Source organism: Pseudomonas rustica, assembly GCF_018336155.1.
Taxonomy (GTDB): domain Bacteria; phylum Pseudomonadota; class Gammaproteobacteria; order Pseudomonadales; family Pseudomonadaceae; genus Aquipseudomonas; species Aquipseudomonas rustica.
Map to the genome: position 1 here is coordinate 398,931 of NZ_JAGYHF010000003.1, position 23,423 is coordinate 422,353.

At 61.8% G+C, this 23,423-nt stretch carries 2 protein-coding genes; both read left to right on the forward strand.

Going from position 1 to position 23,423, the window contains the following annotated elements; all coding sequences use genetic code 11:
- Nucleotides 1-2 precede the first annotated feature (2 nt).
- A complete protein-coding gene (locus KFS80_RS07400; RefSeq protein WP_212544380.1) occupies nt 3-11,075 on the forward strand; it encodes a non-ribosomal peptide synthetase in 11,073 nt (3,690 codons plus the stop codon).
- The gene (locus tag KFS80_RS07405; RefSeq protein ID WP_212544381.1) at nt 11,075-23,404 is read left to right on the forward strand and encodes a non-ribosomal peptide synthase/polyketide synthase; all 12,330 of its coding nucleotides are present in this window, start codon (nt 11,075-11,077) and stop codon (nt 23,402-23,404) included. The genes KFS80_RS07400 and KFS80_RS07405 overlap by 1 nt, the downstream gene beginning before the upstream one ends.
- The last annotated feature ends 19 nt before the right edge of the window (nt 23,405-23,423 follow it).

Below are 23,423 nucleotides of genomic sequence, written 5' to 3' on the forward strand. Positions count from 1 at the left end.
AAATGACTCAGCTCGATAACCTGTCTCTGGTTCAGCGATTCATCCGTTTGCCGCTCGCCCAACGGCAAGCGTTTCTGCAAAAAATGCAGAGCAAGAACATGAGCTTTGCGGCGTTGCCGATTCCACCGGTGCGCGATGAGTTCGAAACGATTGGCTTGTCGTTCGCGCAGGAGCGTCAGTGGTTCCTCTGGAAACTCGACCCGCACAGCGCCGCTTACCACGTGCCGACGGCGTTGCGTTTGCGCGGTGCTCTTGATCTGTCGGCATTGCAGCGCAGTTTCGATGCCTTGTTCGAACGCCATGAAGTGCTGCGCACGGTGTTTGTCGATGGCGCGGACGGCCCGATTCAGGTAGTCCAGCCGCGACTTAGTCTGCCGCTGACTCCGCAGGTGCTGGACACGCCGCCCGACGATGCAGGCCTCAAGGCGTTGATCGACGCTGAAATCGCCACGCTGTTCGACCTGCAACAAGGCCCGTTGCTGCGGGTCAAGCTGCTGCAAATCGCGCCGGATGATCATGTGCTGGTGCTGACCCAACATCACATTATTTGCGACGGTGCTTCGGCGCAGATCATGGTCGATGATCTGGTCAAACTCTACGCCGCGCGCAGCAGTGGCCAGCCAGCCAACCTCGCGGCTTTGCCGATCCAGTACGCCGATTACGCGATCTGGCAGCGCAAGTGGATGGAGGCCGGTGAGCTGGAGCGGCAACTGGCGTACTGGACCGAGCGTCTGGGCGATGGCGGCGAAGTTCTGCCATTGCCGACGGATCGTCCGCGTCCGGCGGTGCAAAGTCATCGCGGCGCGCGTCTGGATCTGAGCATTGGCAGCGAGCTGAGCGAACGTCTGAAACAGTTGGCCCAGCGTGAAGGCATGACCTTGTTCATGGTCTTGCTGGCGTCGTTCCAGGCCTTGCTGCATCGCTACAGCGGTCTGGCGGATATCCGCGTCGGCGTGCCGGTGGCCAACCGTAATCGGGTCGAAACCGAAGGCCTGATCGGCTTCTTCGTCAACACCCAGGTGCTGGACGCTCAGGTGCAGGGCAACATGCCCTTCAAGGCATTGCTGGCCCAGGTCAAACAGGCGTCGTTGGGCGCGCAAGCGCATCAGGATCTGCCGTTCGAGCAACTGGTGCATGCGCTTGCACCGGATCGACAGTCGAGCCACAACCCGCTGTTCCAGGTGATGTTCAACCATCAGGGCGGCGTGGCGGCGCAGGCGTTGCAACTGCCGGGGCTGCAAGTCGAAAGCCTCGACTGGAGTTCGCACACCGCCCAGTTTGATTTGACCCTCGATACACATGAGGCTGACGGCGCACTGGCAGCCACCCTCAGTTACGCCACCGACCTGTTCGATGCTGCCACCGTGCAGCGCATGGCCGGGCATTGGCTGAACCTGCTGCACGGCATCGTCGCCGACCCGCAGCAACGTATCGGCGAACTGCCGTTGCTGGACGCCAGCGAGCAGCAACAGAACATCGCCCAATGGAACCCGAATCCACGCAGCTTCCCGACTGAAGCCTGCGCGCATCACTTGATTGCAGAACAGGCGCGCCTGCGTCCCGATGCCATCGCCGTGCGTTTCAACGAGCAGACTCTGAGCTACGGCGAACTCAATCGTCAGGCCAACCGCCGTGCTCATCAATTGATCGCCCTCGGCGTCGGCCCAGACGTGCTGATCGGTCTGGCCGCCGAGCGTGGTGTGGAAATGATCGTCGGCCTGCTGGCGATCCTCAAGGCTGGCGGCGCGTACGTGCCGCTCGACCCGACCTATCCGCAGGATCGTCTGGCCTACATGATCGAGGACAGCGGCATTCAGTTGCTGCTGAGCCAGGCTGCGCTGGCCGGTCAATTGCCAGTTCCGGACGGCGTGCAGACCTTGCTGCTGGACAGCGACGTCAGCGCATTTGCCGACACCGATCCACAAGTGACGATGGCGTCGTCGAACCTCGCTTACGTGATTTACACCTCCGGTTCGACCGGCAAACCCAAAGGCACGTTGCTGCCGCACCAGAATATTTTGCGTTTGTTCGAAGCCACCGAGCCGTGGTTCGGTTTCGCCCCGACAGATGTCTGGAGCCTGTTCCATTCCTATGCATTCGACTTCTCGGTGTGGGAGATTTTCGGTGCGTTGCTGCACGGCGGCGAACTACTTGTGGTGCCGTACGACGTCAGCCGTTCGCCGCAGGACTTCCATGCGCTGCTGTGCGACGCCGGGGTCACCGTGCTCAACCAGACGCCGTCGGCGTTCAAGCAATTGATGCACGTGGCTTGCGCTGATGCTCGGGCGAATGCCTTGCGTTACGTGGTATTCGGCGGTGAAGCGCTGGACGTGAAATCCCTGCGCCCATGGTTCGAGCGCTTCGGCGATGCTGCCCCGCAACTGATTAACATGTACGGCATCACCGAAACCACCGTGCACGTGACGTATCGTCCATTGTCGGTGGCGGATCTTGAGCAGGACGCCAACAGCCCGATCGGCGAGCCAATCGCCGACCTGTCGTGGTACGTGCTCGACGGCGAACTGAACCCGGTGGCCAAGGGCTGCATCGGTGAGCTGTACGTTGGCCGTGCCGGTCTGGCGCGCGGTTATCTGAATCGCGGCGACCTCACTGCACTGCGCTTTATCCCCGATCCATTCGGCGAGAGCGGGGCGCGTCTGTACCGCACCGGCGACCTCGCGCAATACCGCAGCGACGGCGTGATCGAGTACGTCGGACGTATCGACCATCAGGTGAAAATCCGCGGTTTCCGCATCGAGCTCGGCGAAATCGAAGCACGCCTGAATGCCCTCGATGCCGTGCGCGAAGCGGTGGTGTTGGCGCAGGACGGGCCGAGCGGTCAGCAACTGGTCGGCTACGTGATTGCCGCGCACAGCGTCGACAACGAAGCCGATTTGCGCGAGCAACTGAAAGCCCAACTCAAGACCGATCTGCCGGATTACATGGTGCCGACGCACCTTCTGTTCCTCGAACAATGGCCGCTCACCGCCAACGGCAAGCTCGACCGCAAAGCGCTGCCGCAAGCGGACGCCAGTCAAGTTCAGCAGGATTACGTGGCGCCGCAAAGCGAGCTGGAGCAACAGATCGCGGCGATCTGGCAGGACGTGCTGAAACTTGAGCGTGTCGGCCTGACCGACAACTTCTTCGAACTCGGCGGCCACTCGCTGTTGGCCACGCAAATGGTTTCGCGCATTCGCCAGACCCTCGGCCTCAACCTGCAACTGCGCCAGTTGTTCGAAAACGCCAGCCTCAAAGCCTGCGTCGCCGCGCTGGAACAAACTCAAGTGGCCAAGCCTGCGAGCATCCCTCGGGCGCCACGTGATCAAGTACAACTGCCATTGTCGTTCGCTCAGCAACGTCAATGGTTCCTCTGGCAAATGGAGCCAGCGAGCGCGGCGTATCACATTCCGGCGGCGCTGCGTATTCACGGCGCGCTGGATCTGAACGCGCTGCAACGCAGTTTTGCCGAGCTGATCCAGCGCCACGAAAGCCTGCGCACGACCTTCGTGCAGGTCGATGAACAAGCGTTCCAGGTGATTCATGCCGAACAGGCGCCGATCCTGCTGCCGGAGATTCTTGACTGCACCTCGGACAATGCTGCCGAGCAGACTCAGGCCTATGTGCAGCGTCAGATCAGCCAGCCGTTCGACCTGCAAAACGGCCCGCTGCTGCGCGTCGGTTTGGTGCAAGTGGCGCGCGAAGAACATGTGCTGGTGTTGACCCAGCATCACATCGTTTCCGATGGCTGGTCGATGCAACTGCTGGTGCAGGAATTGATTCAGCGCTACGCCGCGTATAGCCAGGGGCACTCGGTCGAGTTGGCCGCGCTGCCGATTCAGTACGCCGATTATGCGGTCTGGCAGCGCCAATTGATGGCGGCCGGCGAGCGTGAGCGCCAGCTCGATTACTGGACTGGCGTACTCGGCGGTGAGCAGCCTTTGCTGGAACTGCCGACTGATCGTCCGCGTCCGGCGCGGCAGAGTTTTGCCGGCGCACGTCTGGCCATCGACCTGCCGCCGCTGCTCAGCCAGCAACTGCGGCAACTGGCCCAGCGCGAGGGCAGCACGCTGTTCATGCTATTGCTAGCCTCGTTCCAGAGCCTTTTGCATCGCTACAGCAATCAGTCGGACATTCGCGTTGGCGTGCCGATTGCCAACCGCAACCGGGTCGAGACCGAAGGCCTGATCGGCTTCTTCGTCAACACTCAAGTACTCAAGGCCGAGGTCGATCCGCAGCAGCGTTTCAGTGCTCTGCTGGCGCAGGTCAAACACGCCGCCATCGGTGCCGAGGCGCATCAGGATCTGCCGTTCGAACAATTGGTCGAGGCGCTGCGTCCGGAACGCAATCTGAGTCACAGCCCACTGTTTCAGGTGTTGTACAACCATCAGAGTGCCGGGCGTCAGGCCCTGCCGGCGTTGCCGGGGCTGGTCATCGAAGCGCAGGATTGGCACAGCCAGACCGCGCAGTTCGACCTGACCCTCGACACTCTTGAGGCAGATGGCCAACTCAGCGCCGCACTGACCTATGCCACCGACCTGTTCGACGCCGCGACGGTGCAGCGCATGGCCGGGCATTGGCTGAACCTGCTGCACGGCATCGTCGCCGACCCGCAGCAACGCATCGGTGAACTGCCGTTGCTGGACGCCAGCGAACGGCAACAGAACATCGCCCAATGGAATCCGAATCCACGCAGCTTCCCGACTGAAGCCTGCGCGCATCACTTGATTGCACAACAGGCGCGTCTGCGTCCCGATGCAATCGCCGTGCGTTTCAACGAGCAGACTTTGAGCTACGGCGAACTCAATCGTCAGGCCAACCGCCGTGCTCATCAATTGATCGCCCTCGGTGTCGGCCCGGACGTGCTGGTCGGTCTGGCCGCCGAGCGTGGTGTGGAAATGATCGTCGGCCTGCTGGCGATCCTCAAGGCTGGCGGTGCGTACGTGCCGCTCGACCCGACTTATCCGCAGGATCGTCTGGCTTACATGATCGAGGACAGCGGCATTCAACTGCTGCTGAGCCAGGCTGCGCTGGCTGGTCAACTGCCGGTGCCGGGCGGCGTGAAGACCTTGCTGCTGGACAGCGATGTCAGCGCATTTGCCGACACCGATCCACAGGTGACGATGGCGTCGTCGAACCTCGCTTACGTGATTTACACCTCCGGTTCGACCGGTAAACCCAAAGGCACGTTGCTGCCGCACCAGAATATTTTGCGTCTGTTCGAAGCCACCGAGCCGTGGTTCGGTTTCGCCCCGACAGACGTCTGGAGCCTGTTCCATTCCTACGCCTTCGACTTCTCGGTGTGGGAGATTTTCGGTGCGTTGCTGCACGGCGGCGAACTACTTGTGGTGCCGTACGATGTCAGCCGTTCGCCGCAGGACTTCCATGCGCTGCTGTGCGACGCCGGGGTCACCGTGCTCAACCAGACGCCGTCGGCGTTCAAGCAATTGATGCACGTGGCTTGCGCTGATGCTCGGGCGAATGCCTTGCGTTACGTGGTGTTTGGCGGCGAAGCGCTGGACGTGAAATCCCTGCGTCCGTGGTTCGAGCGCTTCGGCGATGCTGCCCCGCAACTGATCAACATGTACGGCATCACCGAAACCACCGTGCACGTGACGTATCGTCCATTGTCGGTGGCGGATCTTGAGCAGGACGCCAACAGCCCGATCGGCGAGCCAATCGCCGACCTGTCGTGGTACGTGCTCGACGGCGAATTGAACCCGGTGGCCAAGGGCTGCATCGGTGAGCTGTATGTCGGCCGTGCCGGTCTGGCGCGCGGTTATCTGAACCGTGGTGACCTCACCGCACTGCGCTTTATCCCCGATCCATTCGGCGAGAGCGGGGCGCGTCTGTACCGCACCGGCGACCTCGCGCAATACCGCAGCGACGGCGTGATCGAGTACGTCGGACGTATCGACCATCAGGTGAAAATCCGCGGTTTCCGCATCGAGCTCGGCGAAATCGAAGCACGCCTGAACGCCCTCGATGCCGTGCGCGAAGCGGTGGTGTTGGCGCAGGACGGGCCGAGCGGTCAGCAACTGGTCGGCTACGTGATTGCCGCGCACAGCGTCGACAACGAAGCCGATTTGCGCGAGCAACTGAAGGCACAACTCAAGGCCGATCTGCCGGATTACATGGTGCCGACGCACCTGTTGTTCCTTGAGCAATGGCCGCTCACCGCCAACGGCAAACTCGACCGCAAAGCGCTGCCGCCAGCGGACGCCAGTCAAGTTCAGCAGGATTACGTGGCGCCGCAAAGCGAGCTGGAGCAACAGATCGCTGCGATCTGGCAGGACGTACTGAAACTTGAGCGTGTCGGCCTCAGCGATAACTTCTTCGAACTCGGCGGCGACTCGATCATCTCCATTCAGGTGGTCAGTCGTGCACGCGCGGCGGGCATTCGTTTCTCGCCGAAAGATCTGTTCCAGCATCAGACCGTACAGGCGCTGGCTTCGGTGGCGCAGACCGGCACTGACCAGCAAGCAATCGATCAGGCCCCGGTTCAGGGCGCCGCGTTGCTGTTGCCGATCCAGCAAGCGTTCTTCGTCGAGGCGATTCCCGAGCGTCACCACTACAACCAGTCGGTACTGCTGAAACCGGCCAGCGCGTTGCAAGCCGAGCTTGTCGAACAAGCCTTGCAGGCCCTGGTGCAGCATCACGATGCCTTGCGTCTGTCGTTCAGCGAAAGCGCTGAAGGCTGGCGCGCCGAGTACCGTCAAGCGGCGTCGGAAAACCTGCTGTGGGTGCGCGAAGTCGCCGACGTCGCCGCGCTGGAAACCCTGGCCAATCAGGCCCAGCGCAGTCTGGATCTGCAAGCCGGGCCGTTGCTGCGCGGGGTGTTGGCGAACCTCGCCGATGGTACTCAACGGCTATTGTTGGTGATCCATCACCTGGCGGTGGACGGCGTGTCGTGGCGGATTCTGTTCGACGATCTGCAAACCGCTTACAACCAATTGCACGCCGGGCAGGCCGTGCAACTGCCGGCCAAGACCAGTTCGGTCAAAGCCTTTGCCGAACAGTTGCAGGGCCACGCCCGCAGCGCTGAACTGCAAGAACAATTGGCCTACTGGCAGGCGCAGTTGAGTGACGTGCACGGCGACTTGCCGTGCCTCGATCCAGAGGTCAGCGCGCTCAATAGTCAGGCTGTCACCGTCGATACGCGACTGGACAAGCAACTGACCCGACAACTGCTGCAAGAAGCCCCGGCGGCGTATCGCACGCAGGTCAACGACCTGTTGCTGACCGCGCTGGCGCGGGTGATTTGCCGCTGGAGCGGGCACGCCAGCACCTTGATCGAGCTGGAAGGCCATGGCCGCGAAGAATTGTTCGCCAACATCGACCTGACCCGCACCGTCGGTTGGTTCACCAGTATGTTCCCGGTGAAATTGACCCCGGCGGCTGACCTCGCCGATTCGATCAAGTCGATCAAGCAGGGCTTGCGCGCGATTCCCGATAAAGGCGTCGGTTTCGGTGCGTTGCGTTTTCTCGGTGACGACGCCACTCGTGCAGCGTTGCAGGCGCTGCCGCAACCGCGCATCACCTTTAACTACCTGGGACAGTTTGACGGCAGTTTCGATGAAGCGCAGGGCGCGTTGTTCAGCCCCGCCAGCGAAGGCGCCGGCGACGAGCAGAGCCCACTGACCTCACTCGGCAACTGGCTGACCCTCAATGGTCAGGTGTTCGACGGTGCGTTGAATCTGGGCTGGACGTTCAGTCGTCAGCAGTTCGATCCGGCGCTGATCCAGCAACTGGCCGATGACTATGCCGCTGAACTGGCGCTGTTGATCGCGCATTGCCGCGAGCCGAGCAATCAGGGCATGACGCCGTCGGACTTCCCGTTGGCCGACTTCACTCAAGCGCAGCTTGATGGTCTGGCACTGCCGGCGCGTGCGGTGGATGACATCTATCCGTTGGCGCCGATGCAGCAGGGCATGTTGTTCCACAGCCTCTATGAAAACGGCAGCGGGCATTACATCAACCAGATGTGCCTGGACATCGAAGGCCTCGATCCACAACGTTTCGAAAATGCCTGGCAGGCCGCCGTCGATGCCCACGATATTCTGCGCAGCAGCTTTATCTGGCAGGGCAGCGAGCGCCCGCTGCAAGTGGTGCACAAACAGGTGCGCGTGCCATTCACGTCGCTGGACTGGAGCGCTCGCGCCGATGTCACGTCAGCACTCGCTGAACTGGCTTCGGCAGAGCTGGCGCAGGGCTTTGATCTGGCCTGCGCACCGTTGTTGCGTCTGGTGCTGGTGCAGACCGGCGCGCAGCGTTATCACCTGATTTACACCCATCACCACATCCTGATGGATGGCTGGAGCAATTCGCAGTTGCTCGGCGAAGTGCTGCAGCGTTATGACGGCCAGACCTTGCCGCGTCAGGCCGGGCGCTACCGCGACTACATCAGTTGGCTGCAAGGGCGCGATACCAAGGTCAGTGAAGCGTTCTGGCTGGAGCAACTGCATTCGTTCGAGGCGCCGACCCGTCTCGCCGAAACCCGTTTCGGTGTTGACGAAGCGGCGTTCGCCAGCAGCCACGCCAGTCACTACCACTGGTTGGACAAGGCGCAGACTCAAGCCCTGAGCGAATTCGCGCGTACGCAGAAAGTCACCCTCAACACCGTCGTCCAGGCCGCCTGGCTGATGCTGCTGCAGCACTACACCGGGCATGCCACCGTGGCTTTCGGTGCGACCGTGTCCGGGCGGCCGACCGAGCTCAGAGGCATCGAGCAGCAGATCGGCCTGTTCATCAACACCTTGCCGGTCATCGCCAGCCCTCGGCCGGAGCAATCGGTGTCGGCCTTGTTGCAACAGGTGCAGGCGCAAAACGTCGTCCTGCGCGAGCACGAACACACGCCGCTGTTCGAGATCCAGCGCTGGGCCGGGCAGGGCGGTGAGGGCTTGTTCGACACCTTGCTGGTGTTCGAAAACTACCCGTTGTCGGACGCGCTGCAAGCGCAGGCACCGTCAGGGCTGAGCTTCGGCACCGTGGACAATCAGGAACAGACTAATTTCCCGTTGACCCTGGCCGTTAATCACAATGACACCCTGAGTCTGCACTTTACTTATGCCCACGCTGCTTTCCCTACACACACCGTCGAGCGCCTGGCTGAGCAGGTGGCACACGTGCTCGCGCAGATGGTGAGCACGCCGGCCGGCCGCAGCCTTGGCGAGATCGACTTGCTAGGCGATGTCACGCGCACGCTGTTGTTGCGCGACTGGAACGCCACGACTGTCGCAACGGCCGAGCGCCATCAGGTGCAGCAATGCATCGAAGCGCAGGCACGGCTGACGCCGGATGCCGTGGCGCTGGTGACCGAGCAGACCACGCTGACCTATGCGCAACTCAATGCCCAGGCCAACCGTTTGGCCCATGCCTTGATCGAGCGCGGCGTCGGCCCCGACGTATTGGTCGGTCTGGCGATGTCGCGTGGCGTGCAAATGGTGGTCGGCTTGCTGGCGATTCTCAAGGCTGGCGGCGCCTATGTGCCGCTGGATCCGGCGTATCCGCAGGATCGTCTGACCTACATGATCGAGGACAGCGGCATTGTCCTGCTGCTGACTGAAACCAGTCTGCAACCACGTTTTGCCGATGTCGCAGTGACCACGCTGTTGCTCGATCAGCCGGCGCATTGGCTGGATGCTTACAGCGAGCGCGATCCGCAGGTGCTGATCGATGAGCACAACCTCGCCTACGTGATCTACACCTCCGGCTCCACCGGCCAGCCGAAGGGCGTGACGCTGCGCCATGGCGGCCTGAGCAACCACATGCAGTGGATGCAGGAATGCCTGCAACTGACGCCTGCGGATCGCGTCCTGCAAAAAACCGCGATCAGCTTCGATGCGTCGGTCTGGGAATTCTGGCTGCCGCTGATGAACGGCGCGCAACTGGTGCTGGCCTCGGCGCAATTCAATCTCGACCTGACCACGCTGTGGGCCGACGTCGCGCGACTGCGCATCAGCGTGCTGCAAATGGCGCCGTCGCTGTTGCAGGCGCTGTTGCCGCTGGCGAGCCGTGAACAACTGGCTTCGTTGCGCCTGTTGCTGTGCGGTGGCGAGGCCCTGAGTGCGCACCTTTCACGTGAAGTGATGGCGCTATTCGACGGTGAGTTGCGCAATCTCTACGGCCCGACCGAAGCGACCATCGACACCAGCAGCCACACGGTGCCGCGCACGGTCGCAGACGACGCGCGAATCATGCCGATCGGGCGCCCGATCAACAACGTGCGCACCTACGTGCTGGACGCGGCGCTGCAACCTTGCGCCATCGGTGCGACGGGTGAGTTGTACATCGCCGGTGATTCTCTGGCCCGTGGTTACCACCAGCGCGGCGCACTGACCGCCGAACGCTTTATTCCTGATCCGTTCGCCGGTTTCGGCGGTCGTCTGTACCGCACCGGCGACCTGGCGCGCTATGCCGAAGATGGCGTGATCGATTACCTCGGCCGCATCGACCATCAAGTGAAGATTCGCGGTCTGCGCATCGAACTCGGTGAAATCGAAGCGCGCTTACAAGCGTTGCCTGAAGTGCGTGATGCGGTAGTGCTGGCGCGGGAAGAACTGAGCGGGCCGAACCTGGTCGCGTATCTGGTCAGCCACGACAACAGCCTCGACGCGGCGCCTCTGGCCGAACAACTCAAAGCGCAATTGGCCCGGCAGGTACCGGATTTCATGGTGCCGACCCACCTGATCTTCCTTGACCAATTGCCGCTGACGCCTAACGGCAAACTCGATCGCAAGGCCTTGCCGGCACCGGACACCCGCGCGCATCAGTCGGTTTATCTGGCGCCGCAGAGCGAGCTGGAATGCAAGGTCGCGGTGATCTGGCAGGACGTACTGAAAATCGACCAGGTCGGGCTGGCTGACGACTTCTTTGAACTCGGCGGGCACTCACTCCTGGTGGTCAATGTGGTCTCGCGCCTGCAACTCGAACTGGGCCTGAAGCTGACGCCCCAACTGATATTCCAATTCCCGGTGCTGGGTGCGTTTGTCGCGCAACTCGAGCAGTCCGGCGAGCAAATGAGCACGTCGAAATTGAGCAAGCTTGAAGCGCTGCTTGATGAATTTGAGGAGGTTTGATGGACACCGCTGTCGCACAACGTATTGCCAGGCGCTTCATAACGCTGCCGCTGGAAAAACGTCGCCTGTACTTGCAGAAAATGCTCGAAGAGGACGTTTCCCCGGCGAACCTGCCGATTCCGCCTGTCAGTGCCGAGTTCGACACCTTGTCGTTGTCTTTCGCCCAGGAACGCCAATGGTTCCTGTGGCAGCTGGATCCCGACAGTGCTGCTTACCACATGCCCACGGCCCTGCGTTTGCGCGGGCCGCTGGACGTGGCTGCACTGGAGAAAAGTTTCAATGCGCTGGTGGCGCGCCACGACAGTCTGCGCACCACCTTCGTGCTCAACGGCGAGCACGCTGTGCAGCAAGTCCACGCGGTTTCGCCAGTGCAGCTGCAAGCGCAAGTGCTGGCGCAGAGGCCGGACGACACGCAACTGCGCCACTTGATCGAAGAAGAAACCCGCCAACTGTTCGACCTGCAACAAGGGCCATTGCTGCGCACACGTCTGCTGCAACTGGCACCCGACGATCATGTGCTGATCGTGACCTTGCACCACATCGTCTCCGATGGCTGGTCGATGCAGGTAATGGTCGAGGAACTGGTCAAAGGCTACGCCGCGTTCATTCAAGGGCAGGCGCCGGTGTTGCCCGAGTTGCCGATCCAGTACGCCGACTATGCGATCTGGCAGCGCCACTGGATGGAGGCGGGCGAGCGGGAGCGTCAACTCGAATATTGGATCGCGCGCCTCGGCGGTCAGCAACCGGTGCTCGAATTGCCGAGCGATTTTGCCCGCCCGGCGGTCATGAGTTATCGCGGTGCCCGTCTGGAACTGGAGATCGACGCGGCGTTGGCCAGCGGCCTCAAGCAGATGGCGCAGCGCGAAGGGGTCAGTCTGTTCATGATCCTGCTGGCCTCGTTCCAGGCTTTGCTGCATCGCTACAGCGGTCAGAACGACATCCGCGTCGGTGTACCGACGGCCAACCGTAATCGGGTGGAAACCGAGCGCCTGATCGGCTTTTTCGTCAACACCCAAGTACTCAAGAGCGAGGTCGACAGTCAGGAGGCGTTCAGCGCATTGCTGCAACAGGTCAAGCAGACTGCGCTGGGCGCGCAGGCGCATCAGGATCTGCCGTTCGAGCAATTGGTCGAAGCGCTGCAACCCGAGCGCAACCTCAGTCACAGTCCGCTGTTCCAGGTGATGTTCAATCACCAGACCCAAGGCCTGTCGACTGCAGCGCCGGTGGGCGGTTTGAAAGTCGAGGGTTTGCGTTGGGACAGCCACAGCGCGCAGTTCGATCTGACCCTGGAAACCGTGGAGCACAGCGACGGCCTGTCGGCGGCGCTGATCTACGCCACCGACCTGTTTGGCGCCGACACCGTTGCGCGCATGGCCGGGCATTGGCAGAACCTGTTGCGCGGGATTGTCACCAACCCTGGCCAGTCCATCGGCGAACTGCCGCTGCTGAGTGCCGCCGAGTATCAAGCGCAGCTCAACGACGGTAACCGTAACGTCGCGCCGGCACCTGAAAAAGGCTTCGTTCATCAGCTGTTTGAAGCGCAAGCGGCGCGCACCCCCGATGCCCCGGCGCTGGTGATTGATGGCCAGCGCTTGAACTACGGCCAGCTCAATGCCCGGGCCAATCAGTTGGCGCGCAAGCTGCAAACCCTCGGTGTGGCGCCGGATGTGCTGGTCGGCATTTCGGTCGAGCGCAGCACGCACATGTTGGTGGGCCTGCTGGCGATCCTCAAGGCGGGCGGCGCCTACCTGCCGCTGGATCCGGCGTTCCCGCAGGATCGTCTGGCGTACATGATCGACGACAGTGGCATCGATTTGCTGTTGACGCAGAGCTCGCTGCTCAGCCAGTTGCCCGTGCCGGACTCGCTCACCACGCTGGTGCTGGATCAACAGGGCGATTGGCTCGACGGCTTTGCCGGCGAGGATCTGCCGACACGACTGCACGGCGAACATCTGGCCTACGCGATCTATACCTCCGGCTCGACCGGCCAGCCGAAAGGCGTGATGGTTCGCCACGCTGCGTTGACCAATTTCGTCGCCAGCATGGCCAAGGCGCCGGGCATGGTGGCGCAGGATCGCGCGCTGTCGTTGACCACGTTCTCCTTCGATATTTTTGGTCTGGAAATCTATGTGCCGCTGATGGTTGGCGCCTGCATTGTCCTGACCGGGCAGGAGGTCGCGCAGGATCCGTACGCGGTGCTGGCGCTGATTGCTGCCGAGCAGGTCAACGTGGTGCAAGCAACACCGTCGACCTGGCGCATGCTGCTCGACAACGAAAACGCCGCGCAACTGCGCGGTTGCAAGTGCCTGTGCGGCGGTGAAGCGCTGCCTCAGGAACTGGCGGTGCGCATGCTCGCCCTCGGCGGTGAAGTGTGGAACCTCTACGGACCGACCGAAACCACGATCTGGTCGGCGTTGCATCCGCTGCGCTCGCAAGATGCACAACCGTGGCTGGGCGGGCCGATCGACAACACCTCGCTGTACATCGTCGGCGCCGATTTGCTGCCGGTGCCTTATGGCGTGGCCGGTGAGTTGCTGATCGGCGGTGAAGGTCTGGCGCGCGGTTACTTCCAGCGTCCGGCGCTGACGGCCGAACGGTTTGTGCCGCACCCTTATGCCGCGACGGGCGAGCGTCTGTACCGCACCGGCGACCTCGCACGGCAGCGTGCCGACGGCATCATCGAATACCTCGGCCGCATCGACCATCAAGTGAAAATCCGTGGCTTCCGCATTGAATTGGGCGAGATCGAAGCGCGTCTGCTCGAACAGGACGCCGTGCGCGAAGCCGCCGTGCTGGCCCAGGATGCGCCGGGTGGTCAGGCGCTGGTGGCCTACGTTGTGCCAAGTGCTGATCTGAGCACGCTGGATGCCGACGCACAAAGCCGTTTGCGCGACAGCCTCAATGCACGCCTCAAGATCAATCTGCCGGATTACATGGTGCCGGCGCACATGGTGCTGCTGGCGCGGTTCCCGCGGACGCCGAACGGCAAGCTCGATCGCAAACAGTTGCCCAAACCCGATGCCAGTCAATGGCGCAAAACCTATGTGGCGCCAGAGACGCCGGTGCAACAGGCGGTAGCGGCGATCTGGGCCGAGATTCTCAAGGTCGAGCGCGTTGGTCTGAGCGACAACTTCTTCGAATTGGGCGGTCATTCGTTGCTGGCCACGCAAGTGGTGTCGCGCATCCGCCAGCAACTCGAGATTCAAGTGCCGCTGCGCCTGCTGTTCGCCCACAACAGCCTGCAAGGGTTTGTCCAAGCGATGGACTCGGCGTCGACCGAGCAGGAATCGGTAATCAGCCGCGTTCCGCGAGAACTGCCGCTGGCCTTGTCTTTCGCGCAACAGCGGCAGTGGTTCCTCTGGCAACTGGATCCGACCAGCAGCGCTTATCACATCCCGGCGGCGCTGCGCTTGCGCGGCGCACTGGATCCAGCGGCGTTGCAACAGAGTTTCGATGCGCTGGTCGAGCGTCACGAAAGTTTGCGCACCCGCTTCGTGCTGGACAACGAACGTCCGGTGCAAGTGATCGAAGATGCTGCTGCCGTGACCATTGCGCTTGCATCGGTCGATGCCGCGCTCGACGCGCAAGGCCTGCGCGGGTTGATCGAAGCCGAAACCCGGCAACTGTTCGATTTGCGGCGTGGGCCGCTGCTGCGGGTCAAACTTCTGCAATTGGCAGCTGACGACCACGTATTGATCCTGACCCAACACCACATCGTTTCCGATGCCTGGTCGATGCAAATCATGGTCGATGACCTGATGCAGTTGTACGCCGGTTTCAGTCAGGGTCAACCGGCTGCGCTGGCGCCGTTACCGATCCAGTACGCCGATTATGGCCACTGGCAGCGGCAATGGCTGGAGGCGGGGGAGCAGCAACGGCAACTGGATTACTGGACGGCGCAGTTGGGCGGCGAACAGCCGATTCTTGAATTGGCCACCGATCATCCGCGTCCGGCACAGCAAAGCTATCGCGGTGCGCGTCTGCCGATCAGCCTGGAACCGGCGCTGGCTGAAGGCCTCAAGCGTCTGGCAAAAGAGCGCAACACCACGCTGTTCATGCTGTTGTTGGCGAGCTTCCAGACCCTGTTGCATCGCTACACCGGGCAAAACGATATTCGCGTCGGCGTACCGATCGCTAACCGTAACCGGGTCGAGACCGAGCGCCTGCTGGGCTTCTTCGTCAACACTCAAGTGCTCAAGGCTGAGATCGACGGCAACCTGCGTTTCGACCAGTTGCTTGATCAGGTCAAACAGCGCGCATTGGGCGCGCAGGCGCATCAGGATCTGCCATTCGAGCAGTTGGTGGAATTGCTCGCACCCGCTCGTAACCTGAGTCATACACCGTTGTTCCAGGTGATGTTCAACCATGCCAGCGATGCGCGTCGCGCCGTTTCGACGTTGCCAGGCCTGAGCCTCGAAGAACTGACCTGGGACGCCGGCACCGCGCAGTTCGACCTGACGCTGGACACCTTCGAGTTCGATGAAGGCATCAGTGCGGCGCTGTCGTATGCCAGCGATCTGTTCGAACCTTCGACCATCGCTCGTCTCGGCGAACATTTCCTCAACCTGCTGCGCGCTATCATCGCGCAGCCGACCCGACGCATTGGCGAACTGCCGATGCTCGACGCGGCGCAGCGCCGAGTGATCGTCGAGGACTGGAACCACACATTTGCCGACTACCCGAACCAGCAGCCGGTGCATCATCTGATCGAAGCCCAGGTCGAGCGTGATCCGCACGCGCTGGCGCTGGTGTTCGAAGGGCAATCACTGACTTACCGTGAGCTGAACGAGCGGGCCAACCGTTTGGCCCATGCCTTGATCGCACGGGGCATCGGCGCGGATGTGCTGGTGGGTATTTCGCTGCATCGCAGTCTGGAAATGGTGATCGGCTTGTTAGCCATTCTCAAGGCTGGTGGCGCTTACGTGCCGCTGGATCCGGAGTACCCGACTGAACGTCTGGCGTACATGATCGATGACAGCGGCATTCAGTGGCTGCTGACGCAGCAGGCGCTGCTCGACACCTTGCCGATTCCCGATCGCCTGCAGACGCTGTTGCTCGACGCCGATGACGCGTGGCTGGGCGACGCTGCCTCAAGCAATCCGACGCCGGCGCTGACTGCTCAAAACCTGGCGTACGTGATTTACACCTCCGGTTCTACCGGCAAACCGAAAGGCGCCGGCAACAGCCACGGCGCGCTGACCAACCGTTTGTGCTGGATGCAGCAGGCCTATGAGCTGCGCGCTGGCGACAGTGTGCTGCAAAAGACCCCGTTCAGTTTTGACGTGTCGGTGTGGGAGTTTTTCTGGCCGCTGATGACCGGCGCACGTCTGGTCGTCGCGGCACCGGGCGACCATCGTGATCCGGCGAAACTGGTCAGCCTGATCGAGCGCGAAGCGATCACTACACTGCATTTCGTGCCGTCGATGCTGCAAGCGTTTGTCCTCGATGCCAATGTCAGCCGCTGCACCAGCCTCACTCGCATCGTTTGCAGCGGTGAAGCGCTGCCGGTCGATGCGCAGCAACAGGTTTTCGCCAAGTTGCCGAATGCCGGTTTGTATAACCTCTACGGCCCGACCGAAGCGGCCATCGACGTGACCCATTGGACCTGCCGCGATGAAGGTCGCGATGCGGTGCCGATCGGCGACCCGATTGCCAACCTGATGACCTACATTCTCGACGCCGAACTCAATCCGGTGCCGAGCGGCGTCAATGGCGAGCTGTACCTCAGCGGCCTGGGCCTGGCGCGCGGCTACCACCGTCGTCCGGAATTGACCGCCGAACGCTTTGTCGCCAGTCCGTTTGTGGCCGGCGAGCGCCTGTATCGCACCGGCGATCTGGCGCGCTATCGCCCGAACGGTGTGATCGATTACATCGGTCGCATCGACCATCAGGTGAAAATTCGTGGTTTCCGTATCGAGCTGGGCGAAATCGAAGCGCGCCTGCTGGAACATGACGCCGTGCGTGAAGCGGTGGTCGTCGCGCAGGACAGCCGCAGCGGCAAAGTCCTCAGTGGTTATGTCGTCGCCACGGAATTTGACGCGACGGACTGGCCGTCGATGCGCGAAACCCTGCAGGCGCATTTACGCCAGACCCTGCCGGAACACATGGTGCCTGCGCACTTGACCCTGCTGCAGAGCATGCCGCTGAGCCCCAATGGCAAGCTCGACCGCAAGGCACTGCCGGCACCTGACGTGGCTGAAGCCCAGCAAGCTTTCGTCGCGCCGATCAATGCGATCGAAACAGCGCTGGCGCAGATCTGGCAAGCGGTGCTCGGCGTCGCTCAAGTCGGTACGGCAGACAATTTCTTCGCCCTCGGCGGTGACTCGATCAACTCGATTCAAGTGGTCAGCCGCGCCCGACAGCAGGGCATAGGCCTGACCCCGAAAGACCTGTTTTTGCATCAGAACATTCAAGCGCTGGCCCGCGTGGCCACGGCGACTGAGGATGCGGTGATCGATCAAGGCCCGGTCACCGGCGACAGTCCGCTGGTGCCGATGCAACAGTGGTTTTTCGCCAGTGATATCCCGCACCGCGAGCACTGGAACCAGTCGGTGATGCTAACGCCGCGCGAGGCGCTGAACGTCGCGCACTTGCAGCAAGCCCTCGCAAATGTAGTGGCGCATCACGATGCCTTGCGTCTGCGTTTTGTGCAGGCGAGCAATGGCGCCTGGCAGGCCAGCCATCAGGCGCTGGCCGAGCAGGTGTCGGAAATCTGGCAACGCTCAGCCGAGGGCGCTGACGAAATTGTCGCCATCGCCGATCAGGCCCAGCGCAGTCTCGATCTGCAAAACGGCCCGTTGTTGCGCTGCACATTGATTGCCGTGCAGGACGGCAGCGAACGTCTGCACCTGGCGATCCATCACCTGGTGATGGACGGTGTGTCGTGGCGCGTGCTGCTGGAAGATTTGCAGAATGCTTATCGTCAACTCAGTGGCAATCAACCGGTGAGGTTGCCGGCAAAATCCACGGCGTTGAAAACCTGGGCCGAGCAGTTGCAGGCTTACGCGCACAGCGAAACGCTGAACAAGGAACTCGACTACTGGAGCCGTCAACTCGATCAGGCCTTGCCGGAGTTGCCGCGCAGTCGTCCCGAGGGTAGTCAGGCGTCGGTACATGGCCGTTCGGTCAACACGCGTCTGGACGCCGAGCAGACCCATCGTCTGCTCAAACAGGCGCCGTCGGCGTATCGCACGCAGGTCAATGACCTGTTGCTCAGCGCCCTGGCGCAAGTGATTTGCCAGTGGACGGCGCAGCCGGCGTGTCTGGTGCAGCTTGAGGGGCATGGTCGCGAAGAGCTGTTCGATGGCGTCGACCTGAGCCGCACGGTGGGCTGGTTTACCAGCCTGTTCCCGGTGTTGCTGACCCCGGCGAAACAGCCAGCCGAAGCGATCAAACGCATCAAGGAACAACTGCGCGCGGTGCCGGAAAAAGGTCTGGGCTATGGCGTGTTGCGCTACCTCGGTGCGGACGCTGTCCAGCAACGTCTGGCGCAATTGCCGCAAGCGCGGATCACCTTCAACTACCTCGGCCAGTTCGACCAGAGCTTCGATGAGCAGGCACTGTTTGTGCCGAGCGAAGAGGGCAGCGGGGCCGGGCACGGCGACGACGTCGCCTTGAGCAACTGGCTGACCATTGATGGCCGGGTGTTCAACGGACAGTTGTCGCTGGACTGGACGTTCAGCCGCGATGTCTTCGACGAAGCGGTGATTCAGCAACTGGCCGATGCCTACGCGGTAGCGCTGGAGCAATTGATTGAGCATTGCTGCACCCAGGAGCACTTGGGCCTGACGCCGTCCGACTTCCCGCTGGCGCGTCTGACCCAGCCGCAGCTGGATCGTCTGCCGGTGCCCGTGGCGCAGGTGGAGGATATTTACCCACTGTCGCCGATGCAGGACGGCATGTTGTTCCACACCTTGGCCGACGACAGTTCCGGTTTGTACATCAACCAGATCAGCCTGCCGGTGCACGGTCTGGACACCGAACGCTTTGCACAGGCGTGGCAATACGTGATCGGCCGCGAAGACATTCTGCGCACCAGTTTCCACTTCCCGGAAGGCTCGAATACCCCGGTGCAGATCGTTCATCGTCAGGTGGAATTGCAACTGACGGTGGAAGACTGGCGCGTGCGAGACATCAGTGAAGCCGCCGTCACCGAACGAGCGACCGCCGATTATCTGGCCGGGTTCGACCTCAGCCAAGCGCTGTTGCAGCGCGTCTTGTTGCTGCGTCTGGAAGACGATCGCTACCAGATGATCTGGACCTGCCATCACATCCTGATGGATGGCTGGAGCAGTTCGCGGTTGTTCGGCGAAGTCATGCAGTTCTACAGCCACGGCCAGGTGCAGGGCCGTAATGGCCGCTATCGTGAATTCATCGAGTGGCTACAACGCCAGGATCAGGGTTCGCTGGAAAGTTTCTGGCGCAGTCGCCTCGAACCGCTGGAGCAGGCGACGTCGCTGAATCAGGCGATGTTCCCGCGGCATGTCGAGGAACTGCCGGGGCACGAGGCGATTTATTCACGGTGGGACGCGGCGCAAACCGCGCGTTTGCAGCAGGCTTGCCGTGCCTTGCAAATCACCCCGAACACCTTGATTCAGGGGGCGTGGTTGCTGTTGCTGCAACGCTTTACCGGGCAGAACACCGTGGTGTTTGGCGCGACCGTTTCCGGTCGCCCTGCCGGTTTGGCCAACGCCGACAATATTCTTGGCCTGTTCATCAACACCTTGCCGGTGATCCAGACCTTGCGGCCGGAACAGCCGCTGGATCAGTGGCTGCAGCAACTGCAGGCTTACAACACCGATATTCGCGAGTTTTCCCATGCACCGTTGGCGGACATTCAGCGCTGGTCGGGGCTGGGCGGGCAGGGTTTGTTCGACAGCATCATCGTCTTCGAAAACTACCCGATCGACGAGCGTCTTAGCGAGCAGCAGGACAGCGGTCTGAGCTTCGGTGAGTCACGTAATCATGACGTGACCAACTTCCCGATGGATCTGGCAGTCAATCTCGGCGAGCAACTGTCCATCGAGTATCTGTTCCTGCGTAACGCCTTCAGCCTTGAGGCGGTGGAGCAGATCCGTCGCACGCTGGAAGACACCCTTGAAGCGATGATCGCCGCGCCAAGCGTGTGCCTGGGCAACCTGCAGCGTTTGTCCGCGCAACAATGGCAAGCGTTTGAACAATGGAGCGCAGCGCCTGAGGCGAGTTATCAGGCGCAGTTGCTGCCCGAATTGATTGCCCGCCATGCGCAGTTGCGGCCTGAGGCCACGGCACTGGTCTGCGGTGACGCTACGCTGAGTTACGTTGAGCTGGAGCGTCGCGCCAACCGTCTCGCCCATCGTCTGATCGAACTGGGTGCCGGGCCGGAAGTGGTTATCGGAGTGGCGCTGGAGCGTTCGGTGGAAATGGTCGTGGCATTGCTGGCGGTGATGAAAAGCGCTTCGGCGTATGTGCCGTTAGACATCGATTATCCGCCGGAGCGTCTGGCGTTCATGATCGAAGATTCGGCGATGGCGCTGATGCTCACCCACACGCAGGTGCAAGATCGCTTGCCGGTGGTAGAGGGGCTGGCGCGTCTGGCTATCGATGAATTCGACGACAGCGCTTACCGCGACACACCTCCGGTCAGCGGCTTGCTCGCGGGCAATCTGGCGTATCTGATTTACACCTCCGGCTCGACCGGAAGGCCGAAAGGCGTCGCAGTGGCGCACGGGCCGATGAGCATGCATTGCCAGGCCATCGCCGAGCTGTACGACATGGACGAGCGCACCCGTGAGCTGCATTTCATGTCGTTCGCCTTTGACGGTGCCCACGAGCGCTGGCTGAGCACGCTGTTCAGCGGCGGCACGCTGGTGATTCGCGACGCCAGTTTGTGGACACCGGAGCAGACCTTCGAGGCCTTGCATCAGCACGGCATCACGATTGCCTGTTTCCCGCCGGCCTACCTTAAACAACTGGCCGAATACGCTGCACACAGCCAATTGGCGCCGCCGCCGGTGCGCGTATATTGTTTCGGCGGCGACGCGGTGCCGGATCAAACCTTTGAACAGGTAAAAGCGGCGTTGCGTCCGCAATTCTTTACCAACGGTTATGGCCCGACCGAAACCGTGGTCACGCCAATGCTGTGGAAGGTGCCGGTCAGCGAACGCTGTGAAGCAGCGTATGCGCCGATCGGACGTGCTGTTGGCGAACGTGCGTTGTACGTGCTCGACGAAGATCTCAACCCGCTGCCGCCGGGCATTGCCGGCGAGCTGTACATCGGCGGCCAGGGTATCGCCCGTGGCTACTACCAGCGTCCGGATCTGAGCGCCGAGCGTTTCGTGCCGGATCCGTTCGGGCCGCCGGGCGATCGGCTGTACCGCAGCGGCGATCTGGTGCGCCAGCGTGCCGACGGTGTGCTCGATTACGTCGGGCGCATCGACCATCAGATCAAGGTGCGCGGGTTCCGTATCGAACTCGGCGAAATCGAAGCCAGTCTGCGTCAGCTCGCCGACGTCAGCGATGCGTTGGTGATCGCCCGCGACAGTGCCTCGGGTAAACAACTGATCGGTTATGTGGTGACGCCGCAGGGTGTGGCCATCGGTGATCGACTCAAGTCCGAATTGCGTGCGCAACTGCCGGACTACATGGTGCCGGCGCAGGTGATCTGCCTTGCCGCGCTGCCCGTCACGCCGAACGGCAAACTCGATCGCCAGGCCTTGCCGGAACCCGAGTTCAAGGGCGCGGAATATGTGGCCGGGCGCACCCGTGACGAGCAACTGCTGGCCGAGGTCTGGGCCGATGTGTTGCAAGTCGAGCGGGTGGGCATTACCGACAACTTCTTCGAACTGGGTGGCGACTCGATCCTCAGCCTGCAAGTGGTGTCGCGGGTGCGCAACCACGCGGAGCTAAAGATGGATCTGAAACTGCGCGACCTGATGCGTGGGCAGACCATCGAAGCGATTTTCGAACAGCGTTCAAGCGCAGTGGCGAGCGTGGTTGAAGACGTGACGCAGGTGGCGGCCGAAGGGCAGTTCAACCTGATTCCGATCCAGCAATGGCTGTTCGATCAACGCATGAGCGAGCCGCATCACTACAACCAAGCGTTGATGTTGCGTGCGCGGCAAGCACTGAATTTGCCGGCGCTGGAAATGGCCTTGCGCGCAATGATGCAGCAGCACGACGCCCTGCGTCTGCGCTTCAGCGATGTCGGCGGGCGTCATTATCAACATTACCAACCGCTGGCGGAGATGCAGGCGCAATGGGCCAACGAAGCGTTGCTGTGGCAGCACGAAGTGGCCGATGAAGCCGAACTGGAACTGTATGCCGAGCAGGTGCAACGCAGCCTCGATCTGCACAATGGGCCGGTCTGGCGCACGGCGCACGTGACGTTGCCTGATGGCGAAAGCCGTGTGCTGATGGTCATTCATCACTTGGTCATCGACACGGTGTCATGGCGTTTGCTGTTGCAGGATTTGCAGGTGGCTTACGAGGCGTACAGCGCCGGTGGCTCACCGAACCTGCCGATTCGCACCAGCAGCTATCGCGCCTGGGCCGAAGGTTTGCAAGCCTACGCAGCGGATTATCCGTCGGAGGAAAAGGCTTGGTGGCTGGCGCAGATCGACCAGCCCGGCAGCGAGTTGCCGTGCGATAACCCGCGCGGCAAGAATCAGGTGCAATACCAGTCGGTGGCGCATTTGGGCTTGTCGGAACAACACACCCAGCAACTGCTCAAGCAAGTGCCGGCGGTGTATCAGACGCAGATCAACGATGTGCTGCTGGCGGCGTTGAGCCGGGTGTTGTGCCGCTGGAGTGATCAGTCTTCGGTGCTGATTCAGCTTGAGGGTCACGGTCGTGAGGACCTGGTCAAGGACATCGATTTGAGCCGCAGTCTGGGCTGGTTCACCAGCATGTTCCCGGTGCGCCTGATGCCCGGCGAAAACGCCGACATCGGTACCTCGGTGCGCGCCGTGCAGCGGCAATTGGCGGCGGTGCCAAATAAAGGTCTGGGTTACGGCGTGCTGCGTCACATGAGCGGCGGGGCGATGGCCGAGACCTTGAGTCAGGCACCGCAGGCACGCGTGACCTTCAACTATTTGGGGCAATTCGACCAAAGCTTTGACGACAAAGCCATGCTGGTGCCGGCGGCAGAAAGCTACGGCAGTTGCTACAGCCCACATGCTGCGCTGGGCAACTGGCTGGAAGTGGTCGGTCAGGTGTTCGACGGGCGCCTGGCCTTGCGCTGCATCTACAGCACTCGCCGTTACCGCGCCGAGACCGTCGAACAGCTGATGCGTGAGTATCAGGCGGAACTGGAGGCATTGATCGAGCACTGTGTCGCACAAGCGGCCTAAGTATTGGCCCTGATCCATC

Bases quoted from the DNA above. Each gene is read 5' to 3' on its own strand.
- KFS80_RS07400 (WP_212544380.1), top strand. From the start codon at position 3: ATGACTCAGCTCGATAACCTGTCTCTGGTTCAGCGATTCATCCGTTTG.
- KFS80_RS07405 (WP_212544381.1), top strand. From the start codon at position 11,075: ATGGACACCGCTGTCGCACAACGTATTGCCAGGCGCTTCATAACGCTG.